The following is a 16,252-nucleotide window of genomic DNA, read 5'->3' on the forward strand; positions in this document are numbered from 1 at the left end:
CCGGTTCGCGTCAAGAAAACGCGTCAAAAATAGAATCCACGCAAACCGCGCTTCAATAGCCGGTCAGCTCGAGATAGCCAACGCCGTCATGCGTCCCGGCAAAGTGGATCGGCCCTTCCCAGTACGAGAAGCCAGTCCCCATCCAGGCGTTCGGATTGAGCGGCTTGCAGAGGATCGAGAACGATCGCGACGGGATCGCGATCTGCCATTGCACCGGCAGCTCGCGTCCCGCGACTTCCGCCGTCGCCTTCGGCATCATCTGGATGTCGCTGCCTGCAATCATCTGCGTCTCGCCGCTGGCGCTGATCCAATTGCCGAACGGATAATCCTTGCCGTCCTTCTGCCGCAGCCGGTACAGCATCAGCTTGTCGCCGGATGACAGATGCAGCGACAGCCAGTCCCAGCCAGTCTGGTCGGCGTCGAGCGGCTGGCTGCTCCATTCGCGGTCCATCCAGGCCCGGCCCGAGACGTCGATCGGCTTGTCGTCGATGCTGAGCGTACCGCGCGCGCGGTAGAACGGCTGGCTGTAATAATAGGACGCCTGCCCGCGCTCCGACTTGCGGCTGTAGCCGCGATCGCCCTGCAGCACGACCGGCCGGTCGGCGTCCAGCGTCAGCGCATAGCTGAAATCGGTGCTGGACGCCTTCAGCGTCAGCGGCGCCAAGGTGCGATCGTCGGGGCGCTCGAGACCCTTCATCTCCCAATCGTCGATCCATGCATCGAACGGCTTCGCCGTCACGCCGGCTTGTCTGACGCCACCGCGTGAAAACGTTTCGGAGAAGCGGTGGGTGTCGGCGCGCGTCACCGCCGCATGCGCCATCCACACCTGCTGATTGGCCCAGCTTTCGCCTTGCGGACCTGGCTGCGCCGCCTGGCGGAACAGCGTCCATTGCAGGCCGCAAGGAGCGCCGCTCGCATCGACGAGGTTTGCCGTGAGATACCACCACTCGATCCGAAACTCCGGATGCGGTCCGTGATCGCCAGGAAAGACGAACGTCTTTCCTGGCGTCACCTTCGCAAAGCCGTTCGCTGTCTCGCCGAGCCCGGCATAGCCCTGCGCGGCCGCGCGGCGTGCGAGCGCCAGCGCAGCGATGCCGCCGGCGAAGCCGCGCCGCGTGATTCTTTCAGCGCTCATTGGCAAACACCTTGACGAGGTTCGCCGGCTGCATCCGCGCCAGCCGCACCATCGGCAGCAGCGCCGCAAGCAGCGAGGCGAAGAGCGCCACCGCGACCAGCTCCGCCAGCTGCAACGGGAAGACATGGAACGGCAGGCGCCAGCCGAACGCTTTCACATTGACGATGGCGATGAGGCACCAGGCCACCACCAGTCCGAGCTTCACGGCCAGCAGCGCCGTGAACAGCGCGACCGAGAGCGTCTTGGTCAGCTCGATCGCGGCAAGGCGCGGCCGCGTCAGGCCGATCGCCCACAGCGGCGCAAGCTGCGGCAGGCGGGAATTCGCCAGGGTCAGCAGGCTCGTGAGCAATGCGATGCCGGCGACGCCGAGCGTGAAGGCATTCAGCGCCGAGGTCACCGCAAAGGTGCGGTTGAAGATGCGGATCGATTCCGCCTTCACCGTTGCCTGATCGGCGACGCTGCGGTCGTCGAGCCCGAACTGCTTCTGCAGGGCCGCGATCAGGCCGGGGATGTTCTCTCTCGCGACGATCAGGCCGATCCGGGTCTGCGGCGTCTGCGGAAACTGCCGGATCAGCGCGGCGACGTTGACTGTGAGCTGCCCTTTGGGGTTGCCGTAATCGGCATAGATGCCGACGATGTCGAGCTCCCAGCTCCCGCCCGGCGCCGGCACCTCGAGGACGTCGCCGATCTGCACATTCAGCCGGCGGCTCAATTGCTCGCTGATGAAGGCGGCATTGCCCGGCACCAGCCGGGTCCAGGCGCGCGGCGCGGTCTCGAGCAGCGGCCAGCGCTCGCGATAGAGCGCGTGATCGGGCAGGCCGAGCAATTCGACCGGTTGACCCTGGATTTGCACTTCGGCGCGTCCGCCCGAGAGGATCGCCTGAACATCGCTGCGATCCTTCAGCCAATTACGGATCGCGACGCCCTGCGCATTGTCGGAGGCGCTGACGTAGACGTCGGCGGCGAGCCGCCCGTTGAGCCAGCCGATGAAGGTGCGGCTGAAGGTCTCCACCATGGTGGACACCCCGACATTGACGGCAAGCGCGAGCAAAAGCGCCATCAGCGCCAGCGACAGCCCGGAGAGCTGCTGCCGGCTGTCTGCCCAGAACCACAGCGCGAGCGGGCCTCGCGCGAGGCGCTGACCCGCGAGCAGGATGATGTCGAGGAAGGCCGGCAGGATCAGTGCCGCACCGAACATCAGCGCGGCCAGCACGCCGAACCCTGCGATCAGCGATTGCCCGTAGTAGAACAGCAGCAGCGCGACGGCGAACGCGCCGCAGGCGGCGCCGCTCTGCAGGATCAGCCAGCGGCGTTGCCGCTGCTGCCAGGCGCCCGGCTGCGCCGTCGCCAGCACCGGCATCCTGATGGCCTTGATCAGGCTGGTCGCTGCCGCCACAAGCGCACCCGCAACGCTGATGCCGATCCCGGCGAGCCACCATTCGCCTCGCAAGCTGAGCTGCCCCGGAATCTGTGCGCCATAGAGCCCGCGCAGCGAGGCCGCGACATCGGGCAGCAGGGCGGCTGCGATGAAATAGCCGCAAGCGAGCCCGATCAGGCCTGCGACCAGCGCCAGCGCCACCAGCTCGATCACCAGCACGATGTTGACCAGCCGCGCCGAGGCGCCACAGGCGCGCAAGGTGCGCAGCATCGGCAGCCGCTGCTCGAAGGCAAGGCCCACGGCTGAATTGACGATGAACAGGCCGACGAAGAACGACAGTAAGCCGAACGCGGTGAGGTTCAGGTGAAAACTGTCGGTAAGACGCTCCAGCTCCGTCTCCGCATTCGGCTCTATCAGCTGCAACTGCTCGCCGACGACGCTCGCGAGCGATGCCGGCTTGCCCTTCGGCTTGCCGATCAGCAGCCGCGAGATCTGATCGGGCTTGTTCAGCAGCCGCTGTGCCACGCCGATATCGACCACGAGCACACCGGGTGCGAGCTGCGGCTGCACGCGCAGCGGCGGCAGCTTTGCGCCGCTGCTGATCGCCGGGGCCGCGCCTTCCGCTTGTTGCAAGTCCCTCAGCGTCTCCCGGGCCACCAATGTCTGGCCGGGCGGAGCAACGAAGCTGCTGAGATCCGCGGCACCCAGGCGTGGCGCATTGCCGACATCGACCGGCAACGTGACCGGCTCGATGCCGAGCAGCCGCACCGGATGCCCGTTGATCTGGACACGTCCCTCCAGCACCGGCGACACCGGCCAGCCGGCGCGGCGGAGCTTTATGAACAGCTCCTGCGGGAAAGTCGCCGCATTGGGAGCGATCAGCATCGCCGTGCGCACGCCGCCGAACGTCGCCGCCGCGCGGTCATAGGCATTGCGGGCCTGCTGGTTGATGGCTTGCACCCCGCTCCACAGCGCGGTCGCCGCAATCAATCCGATGAGCAGCGTCGCGAATTGCATTTTATGGCGCCGCCAATGGCTGAGCAGCACGGCGAGCACCCAGAGCGCGCGCCTCATGAAATGCGCCCCGCATGCAACGTGAGATGACGGTCGAGCGTGGCGGCCAGATGCAGGCTGTGCGTCACCATCAGGAAGCCGCAGCCGGTGCGCGCGACGAGATCGCGCGCCAGTGCCAGCACATCCTCGGCGGTGGCTTCGTCCAGATTGCCGGTCGGCTCATCCGCCAGCAGCAGCGAGGGCTTTGTCGCCAGCGCCCGACCGATCGCGACCCGCTGCTGCTGGCCGCCGGATATTTGCTCTGGATAACGCTTGAGCAGACTGCCGAGTCCGAGCCGCTCGACAAGCTCCTTGGTCCAGGCCGCATCATGCCGGCCGGCGATCCGCGCCTGAAACGCGAGATTGTCCGCGACGGAGAGGCTCGGGATCAGGTTGAACTGCTGAAAAACCAGACCGATGCGGTCGCGCCGCAAGCTGGCCCGTTCCGCGTCCGAGAGCTTGGTGACCTCGGCGTCACCCAGCCGGATCGAGCCGCCATCGGCGGCATCGAGGCCGGCGATCAGGTGCAGCAGCGTGCTCTTGCCGCTGCCGGATTCACCGGTCAGCGCGACGCGCTCGCCGGCCCCGAGGTCGAGGTCGACGCCGCGCAGAACGTGGACGGGCTCGCCGGCCGAGGAGAAGGTTTTTGAGAGGTTTCGGATGCTCAGCACGATGATGGCGCCGGACGGAATTAACGGAATTGCTGCCTAGCACACCTGATGCGGAAATGCCGGGGTTGCGTTGGCCCTGAAGCCGCTGTTAGCTTCCAAGACGGCCAAATCAAAAAAGTGCCGAAAAAGACATACGGGGAGAATGATGAGCGCTCGGGAAACGCCGAATGTGGCGGCTAGGACGACCAAAACGCCAAAGGGCGCCTGGACTGTTACATTTCTTCTCTTTCTTTTCATGGTGGTGAACTTCGCGGACAAGATCGTAGTCGGTCTCGCCGGCGTGCCGATCATGACCGAGATGAAGCTCAGCGCCGAGCAGTTCGGCCTGCTCGGGTCCTCGTTCTTCTTCCTGTTCTCGATCTCGGCCATCGTGGTCGGCTTCATCGTCAACAAGGTGCCGACGCGCTGGGTGTTATTGACGCTGGCGGTGATCTGGGCGGTGTCGCAGTTCCCGATGGTCGGCACGGTCTCCTTCACCACGCTCTTGATCTGCCGGATCGTGCTGGGCGCCGGCGAAGGCCCGGCGTTCTCGGTCGCCGCGCACGCCATCTACAAATGGTTCCCCGACGAGAAGCGTACGCTGCCGACCGCGATCCTGTCGCAGGGCTCGGCCTTCGGCGTCATCCTGGCGGTGCCGGCGCTGAACTGGATCATCGTCAACCATTCCTGGCACTACGCCTTCGGCGCGCTCGGGGTCGTCGGCCTGATCTGGGTCGCAGCCTGGCTCGCGCTCGGCAAGGAAGGTCCGCTCGAGGATACCGAGGTCCTGGTCGCCACCGAGCCGAAGATTCCCTACGTGCAGCTTCTGACCTCGCGCACCTTCCTCGGCTGCGTGATCGCGACCTTCGGCGCCTATTGGGCGCTGTCGCTGGGTCTCACCTGGTTCACGCCCTTCATCGTCAAGGGGCTCGGCTTCTCGCAGAGCCAGGCCGGCTTCATCTCGATCCTGCCCTGGGTGTTCGGCGCCACCATCGTCATCCTCACTGGCTGGATCTCGCAGGTGATGATGGCGCGCGGCTACACCACGCGCGTCTCGCGCGGCGTGCTCGGCTCGGTGCCGCTCATCGTCGGCGGCCTGATCCTCACCGCGATGGCGCATGTCGAGGGCGCCGGGCTGCAGATCGCGCTACTCGTCGTTGGCTCCGGCCTCTGCGGCGCGATCTACGTGGTCTGCCCGCCGATGCTCGGCGAGTTCACCCCGGCCTCGCAGCGTGGTGCAGTGATCGCGATCTACGGCGCGCTCTATACGCTCTCGGGCATCATCGCGCCCAGCGTGATGGGCGCCGTGATCCAGCGCGCCGGCAGCATGCTCGACGGCTATCTGACCGGCTTCACCATCAACGCGGTGGTCATGATTGGCTCCGGCGTCATCGGCCTGCTGCTGCTGTGGCCGAACACGGAGAAGGCCAGGCTGACGCGTGGCGCGGCGGCGCAGGGTCCGGCGCTGAAGGGCGCGGTGTCGCCGACGTAAGGGAGGCTCTCTTACCCTCCCCCGGAGGGGGAGGGTCGCTGCGCATGTAGCGAAGCGGAATGCGTAGCGGGGTGGGGTGACGGTGTTTCCCCCATCCAGCAGTGCCCGAGAGGAGAGATCACCCCACCCCGCTCGCGCTACGCGCGATCGACCCTCCCCCTCCAGGGGAGGGTAAGCGGCCGCCTCGCTCGCCTTCGCAGGGACGACAATTGAATTTGTGGCGATACCGACGGCTCAATCTGCTTTCGCCGGCCGCCGCTCCGTGAACGGCGACAGCACCACCGTCGCCAGCATGAAGATCACGGATGCGCCGAACACCCAATGCGGAGCGCTTCTATCCATGATCCAGCCGAACAGCAGCGGTGAGACGATGCCGCCGAGGTTGAAGCCGGTGGAGACGATGCCGAAGGCGCGCCCCGCGGCACCCGCAGGCGCGGCATTGCGCACCAGCATGTCCCGCGACGGCGCGATCACGCCGGAGAGGAAGCCTGCGGTCGCCATCGTCGCCGTGAGGGCCCAGCCCGGCAGCGTCACCAGCGCGATCAGCAGCACGATGGCCGCATTGGCGGCGAAGCAGGCCGCGGCGACATAGCCGTGACGCGCGGTGCGGTCGGCGAGGAAGCCGCCGGCGAGCACGCCCGCGGCGCTTGCGGCGAGGAACGCGGTCAGCGCGACATTGGCGATCGAATAGGACGTGCCGTAGCCGCTCATCAGCGCCACCACGCCGAAATTGTTGATGCCGGCGACCGACAGGCTGAGCAGCATGAACAGCGCGGTCAGCGTGATCAGTGCCGGCGTGATCACGGCCTGCTTCGGCGCGCTTTCGCTGCCTGGTTTCTTCTTGTGCGCGCCCGCCTCGGGAATGCCCATGGCCACCAGCAGCACCGCCACCAGAATGGCGATCGCGCCGGAGGCGATCAGTGCGCCGACGCCGCCCCACACCGTGACCAGTGCCGCCACGATCGCCGGCGTCACCGCGCCGCCGAGATAGCCGGCAAAGGTGTGGACCGAGAAGGCGCGTCCCATCCGCGCCTCGTCCATGTGCTCGGCCAGGATCGCGTAATCGGCGGGATGATAGACGCTGTTGGCGAGCCCGAGCAGCACGGCACAGGCGATCAGCACGGCGTAGCTGAGGTGCAGGCCGAGCAGGATCAGTGCGCAGCCGCCGAGCGTCAGCCCGATCAGCAGGATTTTGCGCGCGCCAAAATGGTCGACGAGATAGCCGATCGGCGCCTGCGTCAGGCCGGAGACGACGGCGAGCGTGGTCAGCGAGAAGCCGAGCTCGACATAGCCAACGCCGAGCTTCTCCTTCAGGAACGGAAACAGCATCGGCAGGACCAGCAGATGAAAATGGCTGACCCAATGCGCGATCGAGATCCCGGTGAGCGTGCGCAGCGCACTGTCCGCCTTGCCTTGTTGCGGTGCGGCGAGAACGTCGACCATTGCAGTTCCGTTTCACTCCCGATGGACGGGCAAACTATCGGGGAGGGCGGTTATTTGTCCATGAACGCAGGCGCATGGCAGGTAGTGCGGGTGGGGCTCACCGTTCGTGAGGCGAGCTCACATCCTCACAACGCTCACAACGGCTCGTCGTCCGGGCCATAGCGGTCGCGCTTTGGCGTCGCGATGTCGCCGTCTTCGTAATCGTCGTCATCGACCTCGCGCCGGGGCGAGGACTTCCTCGCCTTGTCTTGCCCCTGTTTCGGCGGCTCGCTCGGCTTGTCGGTCGTCTTCCCGGCGGTCTTATTCTCGGTCTTGGCCATGGCTGATCCCGGATGGTGATGCTGCATCCGAATGTACCCGCCACATATGTGCGGCGTCCGATTTATCTCAAGGGGCGACGAGGTCGTCAGTGCACCACCGGCCCGCCTGCCTTCTTCCAGGCATCGATGCCGCCGGCAATATGCGCGCTGTTGAGAAGCCCCGCTTTCTTTGCAGCCGCAACCGCCATCGCCGAGCGTTCGCCGAAGGCGCAGAAGAACACGACGCGGCGCCCCGTTGCGGCCACGACCTCGCGCAGCATGCCGCCGGGCTTGAGGCTCTCCTCGACCGAAGGATAGGGCGTGTGCAGCGCGCCTTCGAGCATGCCGTGCTTCATCCGCTCATTGGTCTCGCGCAAGTCCACCAGCAAGATGTCGGGCCGGCCGAGGCTGCGGATCGCCTCGATCGCGCTGAGCGCGCGGCCTTCCTTCTCCAGCTCCTCCTGATGCAGGCCGACATGCATGTTGGCGGGGATCGCCACGTCCATCATCTTCGGATTGGGCAGCTTCAGGTTGGCCATCAGCTCGACATATTCGTCGACCGAGCGCACCTGGAGCCGCGGATTGTAGCGCTTTTCCTCGCCGATGGTGGAGACGGTGTCGCCCTTGTAGTCGTGGGCCGGAAACACCATCGTCTCGTCCGGCAGCTTCAAGAGACGGTTGAAGATCGAATCGTATTGCGCGCGCGCCGAGCCGTTCTGGAAATCGGTGCGGCCGGTGCCGCGGATCAGCAGCGTGTCGCCGGTGAAGACGCGGTCGCCCATCAAATAGGAATAGGAATCGTCGGTGTGGCCCGGCGTGTACATCACGTCGAGCGACAGGCCCTCGATCGTCACCTTGTCGCCGTCGGCCACCCGCATGGCGACGACGTCGGCCTTGGTCTGATCGCCCATCACGGTCATGCAATGGGTGCGGTCGCGCAGCTCGCCGAGGCCGGTGACGTGGTCGGCATGCAGATGCGTGTCCACCGCCTTGACCAGCTTGAGGTCGAGCTCGCGCAGCAATTGGCAATAGCGGTCGACCTTCTCCAGCACAGGGTCGAGAATCAGCGCCTCGCCGCCGGGGCGGCTGGCGAGGAGATAGCTGTAGGTGCCCGAAACGCTGTCGAAGAGCTGGCGGAAGATCATGGCAGGACCCGGCTTGGAACTGACTTCCAAGATTCTACTACGGTATGGGTCCGAAAGAGAAGTAATTCACTGCATGAACAAAGAAATTTAGAAAATTCTTGTTGCAGCCAGCATGGTCGCGGACAAGAGCTGCGGCCGCATCATCCCAGTCCTGCAATGCCCGGATTGCCCTCGACCCCTTTCAGCGTCACGCCGGAGCCGAGTCGCTCCTGAAGCATCCGGCCCGAGCGCAGATATTTGCCGACGACGTCCCACACCGGCGCGCCCTGCTGGCCGTTGACCGAGGCCCAGCCCGCCACCTTGTAGCGGTGGCTGGCGCTGATCGCCTTGCCGCTGCCGAGCTTCAGCTCCGAGATGCGGCTGCCGATCGCAGCGTCCGGCGTGCAGGTGTAGCTGAGCCCGCCGGCGCGCACCATGTCGCCGCCCTGCTGGTAGTAGGGATCGGCATTGAAGAGGTTGTCGCAGACGTCTTCGAGCAGGTCCTTGATCTGGGCCCCGGTCATCTCCTGCACATAGGTCTCGGGATAGGTGATCGCGGTTTCCGCCAGCAGATCCTCCATGGTCATGGCCTGGCCGGACAGCGCGGTGACGCCCCAGCGGAAGCCCGGCGACAGCGCGATCTCGGCATCGAGCTCGGTGCGCAGCGCGGTGCAGATCAGCTCGTCCATGGGCCCGGAGAAATTGCCGCGGCGATAAAGCAGCCGGTCGGGTGTCGCGATCTTTTCCGACCAGTCGGCCACGTGCGGCGCACGGACCCGGCCGATCAGCTCGGCCATCGCCGGATCGGGTTTCAGCAGCTCCGAATAGACCGGCAGCAAATGGTACCTGATATCGCTGACCTTGCCGCTGTCGAGCGCGAGATCGAGCACACCGAGAAATTTCCCGTTGGAGCCGGCATTGGTGACGAGCGTCGTGCCACCTGCATTCTTCACTGGCATAGGCTGCGGCACGGCATCATGGGTGTGGCCGCCGAGAATGACGTCGATGCCGGTGACCCGGCTTGCCAGCTTGAGGTCCACGTCCATGCCGTTGTGCGACAGCAGCACGACAGCATCGACGTTGTCGGTGCCGCGCAAGGCATCGACATGCTTCTGCAGCTCCTCCTCGCGGATGCCGAAGCTCCAGTCCGGTGTGAACCTCTTGGGGTGCGCGATCGGAGTGTAGGGGAAGGCCTGGCCGACGATCGCGATGCGATGCCCGCCGAGCTCCTTGATGACAGAAGGCTTGAACACGCGTCCAATGGCCTTGTCGAAGGCGGGGGCGTCGTTGAACGCGGCCTCCTCGGTCAGGAACACGTTCTGCGCCAGGAACTCGCCCTTGAAGCGCTCGAGATTGTCGCGCAGCGCCTGCTCGCCATAGGTGAATTCCCAATGCCCCGTCATCGCCTCGATGCCGAGCAGATTGGCGACCTCGACCATGTCGCGGCCCTGCATGACATTGGCAAGCCCCGTGCCCTGCCAGAGATCGCCGCCGTCGACGAGCAGCGAACGCCTCTCGCCGACATCGGCGCGCAAGCGATCGATCAGCGTCTTCAGATGGGCAAAGCCCCCGAGCTTGCCGAAGCGGCCTGCGGACTTCTCGAACTCGAAGCAGGTGAAGGCATAGGCATCGGCGCTGTCGGGCCGGATGCCGAACCGCTCCAGGAAGGCGCGACCGACCAGATGCGGCGGCCGTCCCGCCATCTCGCCGATGCCGATATTGACGCTGGGCTCGCGGAAATAGACCGGATTGAGCTGCGCATGGGTGTCGGTGATGTGCAGGATCCGCGCATTGCCGAACCGCTCGAGGTCGTAGATGCCGGCGGTCTCAGTGCCGCGGGCCAGCCGCGGCAGGCTGAACGTTGCGGCGGCAAGGCCTGCACTTTTCAGGAAATCGCGGCGGCGGATCGCCATCCAAGAATTCTCCGCGCCTCTCGTGGTCGCCGGACTGTTTCACCGCGGAGCAGTCTAGCGGATTTCCATCGCTTTCCAGGCTTCTTTTTCGGAACCAGCCTGGAAGATCGACGCCTTCGCCAGCGCTTCGGCCTCCCTGGCTGCGGCCACCGCACGGTCGAAATCGCCGCCATCGGCAGCCTTCTTCGCTGCCGCGAGCGCCGATACGGTCACCGTCCACTGGTTGCGCATGCCGGCCGCTTCCTTGGAGACGGCTTCGGCGGCGGCATAGGCCGCCTTGTAGTCCGCCTCATTCGCCGCGCGCGCGGATGGCGCAAGGCTTAAGGCGAGCAGCATGGCCAAGCTAAGTGACCGCTTCATGGCCGTGCTCCCGGTCCCGAGATCGGCAGGCCGTTGGCGACGTAGGACAGGAAATATTCGACGTCGCGATATTCATCCGACTGCGGCTCCAGCGGAACCGCGCGGGTCTGGCTGTTGCAGGTGACGAAGCGGCGGCTGGTCGTGCCCATGCCGCTCCATTCGGAGCGGTAGATCGGCATTGCGTTGAGGATGCCGAGCGCCGGGGCCAGGGTCTCGGCGCGGATGCGCTCGCCCGGGCTCTGCACATGGCAGCTCGCGCAGGAGAAATTCATCTGGCCGCGCCGTGTGTAGAAATAGCGCTTACCGTTCTCGAACGCCGCCAGCGCGCGGGGATCGTCGGGGATCTTGATGTCCATCGGCTTGCCGCGGGAAGTGTAGGCCATGTAGGCGGTGAGCGAGGCCATCTCGTCCTTGACGTAGGAATAGGGTGCCTCACCATTGGCCTCGCGGCAGCGGTTGAGCGCGAGCTCCAGCGTGATGACCTTGCCTTCCCCGGTGTCGAAGTACGGAAAGTTCTGGCGGATGCCGATGCCGCCGTTCGGAAAGCAGTCGGCGTAGGTCTTGCCGTTCTTGAACGGGGTCGAGAACATCTCCTTGCCGGCATCGAGCGCGAATTCGTAAGGCGGGAATTCCTCCTTCTCCTGCCACTGCCGCTTCATGTCCTCGTTCATGGAATACGGACCGTTGACGAAATCCTCGTGCTTCACGTTCGGAAACTTCTGGAAGAAGAAGTTCTGGAACGCCTTGGCATCAGCAACGGGATCAACCTTGTCGGCAGCGATCACGCGCGGCGAGGCGAGCGCGAACGCGACGAGCGCGGCGCTGAGCGAGCCAAGCAGGAGGTGGATGCGGGCCTTCATCACGCGATCTTCGCGGTGGTCGTGTCCGATCCACCCTTGTTGTCGGTCCAGGAAATCTTGAGCTCGTCGCCCTTCTTGGCGCCCTTGAAGCTGAACTTCACATAGGGATCCTTGGAGACCGCAGTGCCCCAATCGGCGACGAACACGTCCTTGCCGTTACATTCGAACTTCAGCTGCTGGATGAAATGCGCCGGGATCACTTCGCCCTTGGAATCCTTGACGAGGCCGGTGTCCATGGGGTGCTGGATCAGCGCCTGCACCTCGGTGATGTCGCCGCTCGATGTTGCGCGTACGCGAATGCTGGATGCCATGTCGAACTGCCTCGCTCAGCCGCCGCAACCGCCGACGGTGACCTTCACCTCCTTGGTCGCGCTGTAGAGCTTGCCGTCGGCCTCCACGATCGCGGTCAATTTGGTGGTCCTGGCCATCTTCAGCCGGTTGGCGACGGCAGGGATCGTGCCATCGGGAATCTTGTAGCTGGCCGCCAGCGCGCTCGGGTTCTCCGCCACGAAGAACGAGATCGAGGTGACCTTGTCCAGCGTCGTGGTCACCGAGATCGGCACGACGCCGCCGTTCTCGGCGATCTCCGGCGCATCCAGCTTGACCTTGTCCGACGGTTCGGCGGTCTTGCCGTAGAGCGCCTTGATCGCGTCGGCCTCGCTCTTCTGCCTGAAGGCCTCTTCCGGGTATTTGTCGTTCGCCGCGGCGCGCGCGGGCGCGGCTGCGAACGGCAGATTGCCGAGGCCGAGCAGAGCCACGGAGGCTGCGCCCTGAAGGATCAGGCGCCGCGTCGGGTGAGGCCGCGTGGTCGTGGTCATCTCAAGTCTCCAGGGGCCGCCGGCGGTTACAGGGTCTGCAGGAAATCAACGATCGCGTCGATCTCCTGTTCGGTCAAAATCCGGTTCCGGCCGAACGGCGGCATCATGGTTTGCGGATTGCGCTTGGTCTCATCGAAGATGATCGCGGTGAGCTCGCTGCGATCAGGGTATTTTGACTTGATGTCCTTCAGTTCCGGTCCGATCGTTCCCGGCAGGTCACCGCCTTTGATGACATGGCAGGTCAGGCAATTGCCCTTGCCGCGGTCGAAGGCGAGCTTCTGGCCCTCCGTCACGGTGGATTGTGCCCCCGCCGGGGCCATGGCCGCGCCGGCGAGGAGGGCCAGCGCAACAAGCAAAGCGGGCTTGCAAGGAAAGGCGGTCAAGGGATCGTCCCGGAACGTTATCTCGATGATCTCATTTACGGAATTGTTCAAAAGCACAAAGGGCATCGCCTGACAATCAAGACTATGCACGCGGCAAAATGGGGTTAATATCCTCCGCATTGCAACCGACAAGATAGTTCCTTCATTCGGATGGACGCGGACTAGCAAATTATTCTCGGACGTTTGGCCTTCTGGCCTTCTTTTCTGGTTCGCATTTTTTGGGGACGTCACTTGGCTGAATATGTCGTCGAATTTGGCAGGGATGGCGGACGGGTCGAGCCGGATGGCCGGCTCGATGCGCCGGCCTTCCATCGCAATCACGAACCGATCTGGGCAGCGCTGGAAAAGCACCTCGCGGATGCGACCGGCAACGTCGTGGAACTCGGCAGTGGAACCGGGCAGCACGTGGTGCATTTCGCCCGCCACACGCCCGGCCTGATCTGGTGGCCGAGCGATCTCAACCAGCGCCATCTCAAGAGCATCGAAGCCTGGCGCGTGCATGCAGGGCTGCCGAACATCCGCCCACCCCTGCGCATCGACCTCACCGATCCCGACTGGTGCCCGGAAATGAAAAGCGGGGAGGGGCCGACCAGCCTCGCGGCCGTGTTCTGCGCCAATGTCATTCACATCGCGCCCTGGGCCGTGGCCGAAGGCCTGTTCGCCGGCGCCGGCCGTTATCTGCGCCCCGACGGCAAGCTGTTCCTTTATGGCCCCTTCAAGCGCGACGGCAAGCACACCGCGATCAGCAACGCGGTGTTCGACACCTCCTTGCGCGAAGGCAATCCCGAATGGGGCGTGCGCGACGTCGTCGACCTCGCAAAGCTGGCGAAGGCGACAGGCCTCGGTCTCGTCGACACGATCGAGATGCCCGCGAACAATCTGACACTGGTGTTTGCGCGATAGCTACGCCAGAGGTGCGCTCCCTCTCCCGCTTGCGGGAGAGGGTCGGGGAGAGGGTGACTCCGCAATGGGATACTCCCCGAGAGGAGAAAGCCCTCACCCACCGCGCTCTTCGAGCGCGTCGGCCTCTCCCGCAAGCGGGAAAGGCAAGAACCCGGCCGCCGGGCTCGGGCTGATGCAATCAAGAGGTCGTCACGCTTCCCCATCCTTCCACCCGATCTTCTCCTTCAAGAACCGATAGCCCAGCACCTCGAAGCCGGCGCGCTCCTTGTTGTCCTTGCCGTAGCCGTGGCCTCCTGCGGCCGGCTCGTAGAACCAGGCCTCATAGCCCATCGCCTGGAGCTTCGCCGCCATCTTGCGGGCATGGCCGGGATGGACGCGGTCGTCGCGCCGTGTCGTCGCGATCAGGATCGGTGGGTAGGACTGGCCGGCCTTGACGTTGTGATAGGCCGAGTAGGTCTTCAGCCACTCCCATTCGTCGGGCTTGTCGGGATCGCCATATTCCGCGATCCAGCTCGCGCCCGCGAGCAGCTTGGTGTAGCGGCGCATGTCGATCAGCGGGATGGTGCAGAACAGCGCGCCAAAGCGCTCGGGGTAGCGCACCAGCATGTTGGTGATGAGGATGCCGCCGTTCGATCCGCCCTGCGCGGCGATGCGTTTTGCGCTCGTCACACCGCGGCGGACGAGATCGGCGGCGACGGCGGCGAAATCGTCGTGAGAGAGCTTCTTGCCGGCAAGCCGTCCGGCATCGTGCCAGCGCGTGCCGAACTCGCCGCCGCCGCGCAGATTCGCCTGCACAATCGTGCCGCCGCGCTCCAGCCATAGCTTGCCGAGCGAGGAATTGTAGTACGGTTTCACCGAGTGACCAAAGCCGCCATAGGCGCTCATATAGACCGGCGCATCGCCGGTCTCGCCAGCGGGGCCGGTCTGCACATAGGGGATACGCTCGCCGTCAACGGAGATCGCCTCGTGCTGCGTCACCACGAGCCCATCGGCGGTGAACGTCTTCGGCGCCTGCTTCAGCACGACCGGGCTTGTGACGCCGCGCTCGATCAGCAGCAGCGCGGGCGGTGTCAGCGGATCCTGCACATTGGCGAGCAGATCGCCATTGCTCTCGGAGGGATGGCGATCGAGCGTCCAGACATCGACGACGCCGATTCCCGGCAGGCCGTGAAGCATCTCGCGGCTCCAGCCGGCCGCGGACGGCGCGCAGATCTCGAAGCGTGGGCGCAGTTCGTCGAGGATCGAAAGCACGAGCTTGCCCGCCGCCCAGAACAGGCCCTGCAAGGCGCGCCGCGGCGCCGGCTCGAACAGCACCGTAAAGTCGCGGCTGCCGTTCAGGAACGCCGACAGGGAGATGCCGAGCACGGTGTCGGTGGCGTAGGTCCGCCCCCCGGCCGTCCAGTCCTTGCGCAGCTTCATCGCGAACCAGTCGCCATGGGCCTGCAGCCAGATGCCGGTCGGCAGATCGAGCTTCATCACCGCGCCCGTCGCATTGCGTAGCCAGATCGCGTGGTTGAAGAAGTCGATCTGGTCGACGATCCAGACCCGCGGCTCAGGTCCGGTGTCGTCGCTCATGCCATAGATAACCATGTGATCGGCGGTGGTCTCGGCGATGACCTCGGCGTGATCGACCGGCCGACCGCGCCGCCACAGCCGAACCGTCCGCGCATAGCCCGAGCTCGTCGCCATGCCCTCGCCATGAGCGCTCGACAGCAGCAGCGTGTCGGCATCGAGCCAGTCGACGCCGCCTTTCGCCTCCGGCAGCGTGAAGCCGTCAACGACGAAGCGCTTCGTCTCCATGTCGAATTCCCGCAGCGTCACGGCATCGCTGCCGCCGCGCGACAGGCTAAGAATCACGCGTGAGCTTCCCGGCGTGCTGGCGATCCCGCCGAGCAGCCAGTCCTCGTTTTCGTCCCGCGCGAGCTGATCGATGTCCAGCATGATCTCCCATGCTGGACCGGCTTTGCGAAACTCCGCCAGCCTGGTTCGCCGCCACAGGCCGCGCGGGTTGGCGGCGTCCTTCCAGAGATTGTGCAGATCGGAGCCGCGCCGGCTGACATAGGGAATGTTGTCGGGACGATCGTAGATCGCGGCAAGGAGATCGCGGTCGTGCTCGAAGACCTTTCCGCCGAAGGCCTGCAGCGTCAGGCTGTTCTGCCGCTCGATGAAATCGAGCGCCTGCCGGCCCTCGATCTCCTCCAGCCACAGCCAGGGATCATCGTCGGGAGCTTGAAGCGTGGGCCTGTCGTCAACGGACATGAACGTAACTCCGAAAGATCGCGGCGGATAGGATTTGATCGAGCGCAAGCCGTCAAGGTCGCGCAGCGCTATCATCGCAGCGATTGCGTCAGGGGCATGGCCCGCGCCCGTTTGCGCCGGTTGCCGGCCCTCCCTCACCCCTCCATAGTGCCGCGAAATCAACAGAGCCCCTTTGGGCGGAA

At 65.1% G+C, this 16,252-nt stretch carries 15 protein-coding genes; 2 read left to right on the forward strand and 13 right to left on the reverse strand.

The annotated features are described in order from the left end of the window. Positions 1-52: 52 nt before the first annotated feature. Genes N2604_RS03465 through N2604_RS03475 form a run of 3 tightly spaced genes read right to left on the reverse strand, consistent with a single transcriptional unit; the run spans position 53 to position 4,237 of the window. Positions 53-1,135: a lipocalin-like domain-containing protein gene (locus N2604_RS03465; RefSeq protein ID WP_260373800.1), complete on the reverse strand. Its 1,083-nt coding sequence runs from the start codon at positions 1,133-1,135 to the stop codon at positions 53-55. Further along, entirely contained in the window at positions 1,125-3,587 is a 2,463-nt protein-coding gene (locus N2604_RS03470) for an FtsX-like permease family protein (protein ID WP_260373801.1), read from the reverse strand. The genes N2604_RS03465 and N2604_RS03470 overlap by 11 nt, the downstream gene beginning before the upstream one ends. Further along, the gene (locus tag N2604_RS03475) at positions 3,584-4,237 is read right to left on the reverse strand and encodes an ABC transporter ATP-binding protein (RefSeq protein ID WP_260373802.1); all 654 of its coding nucleotides are present in this window, start codon (positions 4,235-4,237) and stop codon (positions 3,584-3,586) included. Before N2604_RS03475 ends, N2604_RS03470 begins: the two co-directional genes overlap by 4 nt. A gap of 145 nt (positions 4,238-4,382) precedes the next feature. Between N2604_RS03475 and N2604_RS03480 the strand changes: the two genes are divergently transcribed. Then, positions 4,383-5,708: an MFS transporter gene (locus N2604_RS03480; protein ID WP_260373803.1), complete on the forward strand. Its 1,326-nt coding sequence runs from the start codon at positions 4,383-4,385 to the stop codon at positions 5,706-5,708. Positions 5,709-5,942: 234 nt separating this feature from the next. Here the strand turns inward: N2604_RS03480 and N2604_RS03485 are convergent, their stop codons facing one another. The 9 genes from N2604_RS03485 to soxX all read right to left on the reverse strand — a co-directional run bounded on the left by N2604_RS03485 (position 5,943) and on the right by soxX (position 12,845). After that, positions 5,943-7,151, reverse strand: a complete 1,209-nt coding sequence (locus N2604_RS03485; protein WP_260373804.1) for an MFS transporter — start codon at positions 7,149-7,151, stop codon at positions 5,943-5,945. A 134-nt stretch (positions 7,152-7,285) separates the two neighbouring features. After that, entirely contained in the window at positions 7,286-7,471 is a 186-nt protein-coding gene (locus N2604_RS03490) for a hypothetical protein (RefSeq protein ID WP_260373805.1), read from the reverse strand. An 86-nt stretch (positions 7,472-7,557) separates the two neighbouring features. Further along, on the reverse strand, positions 7,558-8,595 hold the full coding sequence (locus tag N2604_RS03495) for an MBL fold metallo-hydrolase (RefSeq protein ID WP_260373806.1): 1,038 nt from the start codon (positions 8,593-8,595) through the stop codon (positions 7,558-7,560). 140 nt (positions 8,596-8,735) lie between these two features. Continuing rightward, entirely contained in the window at positions 8,736-10,487 is a 1,752-nt protein-coding gene (gene soxB, locus N2604_RS03500; protein WP_260373807.1) for a thiosulfohydrolase SoxB, read from the reverse strand. 54 nt (positions 10,488-10,541) lie between these two features. After that, positions 10,542-10,847 (reverse strand): hypothetical protein, encoded by a 306-nt coding sequence (locus tag N2604_RS03505; RefSeq protein ID WP_260373808.1) that lies wholly within the window; start codon positions 10,845-10,847, stop codon positions 10,542-10,544. Further along, positions 10,844-11,707, reverse strand: coding sequence for a sulfur oxidation c-type cytochrome SoxA (gene soxA / locus N2604_RS03510; RefSeq protein ID WP_260373809.1), 864 nt, complete (start codon positions 11,705-11,707; stop codon positions 10,844-10,846). The genes N2604_RS03505 and soxA overlap by 4 nt, the downstream gene beginning before the upstream one ends. Next, the gene (gene soxZ / locus N2604_RS03515; protein ID WP_260373810.1) at positions 11,707-12,018 is read right to left on the reverse strand and encodes a thiosulfate oxidation carrier complex protein SoxZ; all 312 of its coding nucleotides are present in this window, start codon (positions 12,016-12,018) and stop codon (positions 11,707-11,709) included. Before soxZ ends, soxA begins: the two co-directional genes overlap by 1 nt. A gap of 15 nt (positions 12,019-12,033) precedes the next feature. Then, positions 12,034-12,525 carry a thiosulfate oxidation carrier protein SoxY gene (soxY, locus tag N2604_RS03520; protein WP_260373811.1) on the reverse strand — a complete coding sequence of 164 codons (492 nt, stop codon included), beginning with the start codon at positions 12,523-12,525 and terminating at the stop codon, positions 12,034-12,036. Between the two features lie 26 nt (positions 12,526-12,551). Next, the gene (gene soxX, locus N2604_RS03525; RefSeq protein WP_260376424.1) at positions 12,552-12,845 is read right to left on the reverse strand and encodes a sulfur oxidation c-type cytochrome SoxX; all 294 of its coding nucleotides are present in this window, start codon (positions 12,843-12,845) and stop codon (positions 12,552-12,554) included. A gap of 294 nt (positions 12,846-13,139) precedes the next feature. Here soxX and N2604_RS03530 point away from each other — a divergent pair, with 294 nt between their 5' ends. Next, complete coding sequence (locus N2604_RS03530) at positions 13,140-13,811, forward strand: class I SAM-dependent methyltransferase (RefSeq protein WP_260373813.1); 672 nt, start codon at positions 13,140-13,142, stop codon at positions 13,809-13,811. A 189-nt stretch (positions 13,812-14,000) separates the two neighbouring features. Here the strand turns inward: N2604_RS03530 and N2604_RS03535 are convergent, their stop codons facing one another. Continuing rightward, positions 14,001-16,070: a prolyl oligopeptidase family protein gene (locus tag N2604_RS03535; protein WP_260373814.1), complete on the reverse strand. Its 2,070-nt coding sequence runs from the start codon at positions 16,068-16,070 to the stop codon at positions 14,001-14,003. Positions 16,071-16,252 lie beyond the last annotated feature (182 nt).

This window comes from Bradyrhizobium sp. CB1015 (assembly GCF_025200925.1).
GTDB lineage: Bacteria > Pseudomonadota > Alphaproteobacteria > Rhizobiales > Xanthobacteraceae > Bradyrhizobium.

What these genes read in the sequence shown, in the direction of transcription:
- N2604_RS03465 (WP_260373800.1), bottom strand. Translation starts at nt 1,135, where the DNA reads ATGAGCGCTGAAAGAATCACGCGGCGCGGCTTCGCCGGCGGCATCGCT.
- N2604_RS03470 (WP_260373801.1), bottom strand. Translation starts at nt 3,587, where the DNA reads ATGAGGCGCGCGCTCTGGGTGCTCGCCGTGCTGCTCAGCCATTGGCGG.
- N2604_RS03480 (WP_260373803.1), top strand. Translation starts at nt 4,383, where the DNA reads ATGAGCGCTCGGGAAACGCCGAATGTGGCGGCTAGGACGACCAAAACG.
- N2604_RS03485 (WP_260373804.1), bottom strand. Translation starts at nt 7,151, where the DNA reads ATGGTCGACGTTCTCGCCGCACCGCAACAAGGCAAGGCGGACAGTGCG.
- N2604_RS03490 (WP_260373805.1), bottom strand. Translation starts at nt 7,471, where the DNA reads ATGGCCAAGACCGAGAATAAGACCGCCGGGAAGACGACCGACAAGCCG.
- N2604_RS03495 (WP_260373806.1), bottom strand. Translation starts at nt 8,595, where the DNA reads ATGATCTTCCGCCAGCTCTTCGACAGCGTTTCGGGCACCTACAGCTAT.
- soxB (WP_260373807.1), bottom strand. Translation starts at nt 10,487, where the DNA reads ATGGCGATCCGCCGCCGCGATTTCCTGAAAAGTGCAGGCCTTGCCGCC.
- N2604_RS03505 (WP_260373808.1), bottom strand. Translation starts at nt 10,847, where the DNA reads ATGAAGCGGTCACTTAGCTTGGCCATGCTGCTCGCCTTAAGCCTTGCG.
- soxA (WP_260373809.1), bottom strand. Translation starts at nt 11,707, where the DNA reads ATGAAGGCCCGCATCCACCTCCTGCTTGGCTCGCTCAGCGCCGCGCTC.
- soxZ (WP_260373810.1), bottom strand. Translation starts at nt 12,018, where the DNA reads ATGGCATCCAGCATTCGCGTACGCGCAACATCGAGCGGCGACATCACC.
- soxY (WP_260373811.1), bottom strand. Translation starts at nt 12,525, where the DNA reads ATGACCACGACCACGCGGCCTCACCCGACGCGGCGCCTGATCCTTCAG.
- soxX (WP_260376424.1), bottom strand. Translation starts at nt 12,845, where the DNA reads ATGGCCCCGGCGGGGGCACAATCCACCGTGACGGAGGGCCAGAAGCTC.
- N2604_RS03535 (WP_260373814.1), bottom strand. Translation starts at nt 16,070, where the DNA reads ATGTCCGTTGACGACAGGCCCACGCTTCAAGCTCCCGACGATGATCCC.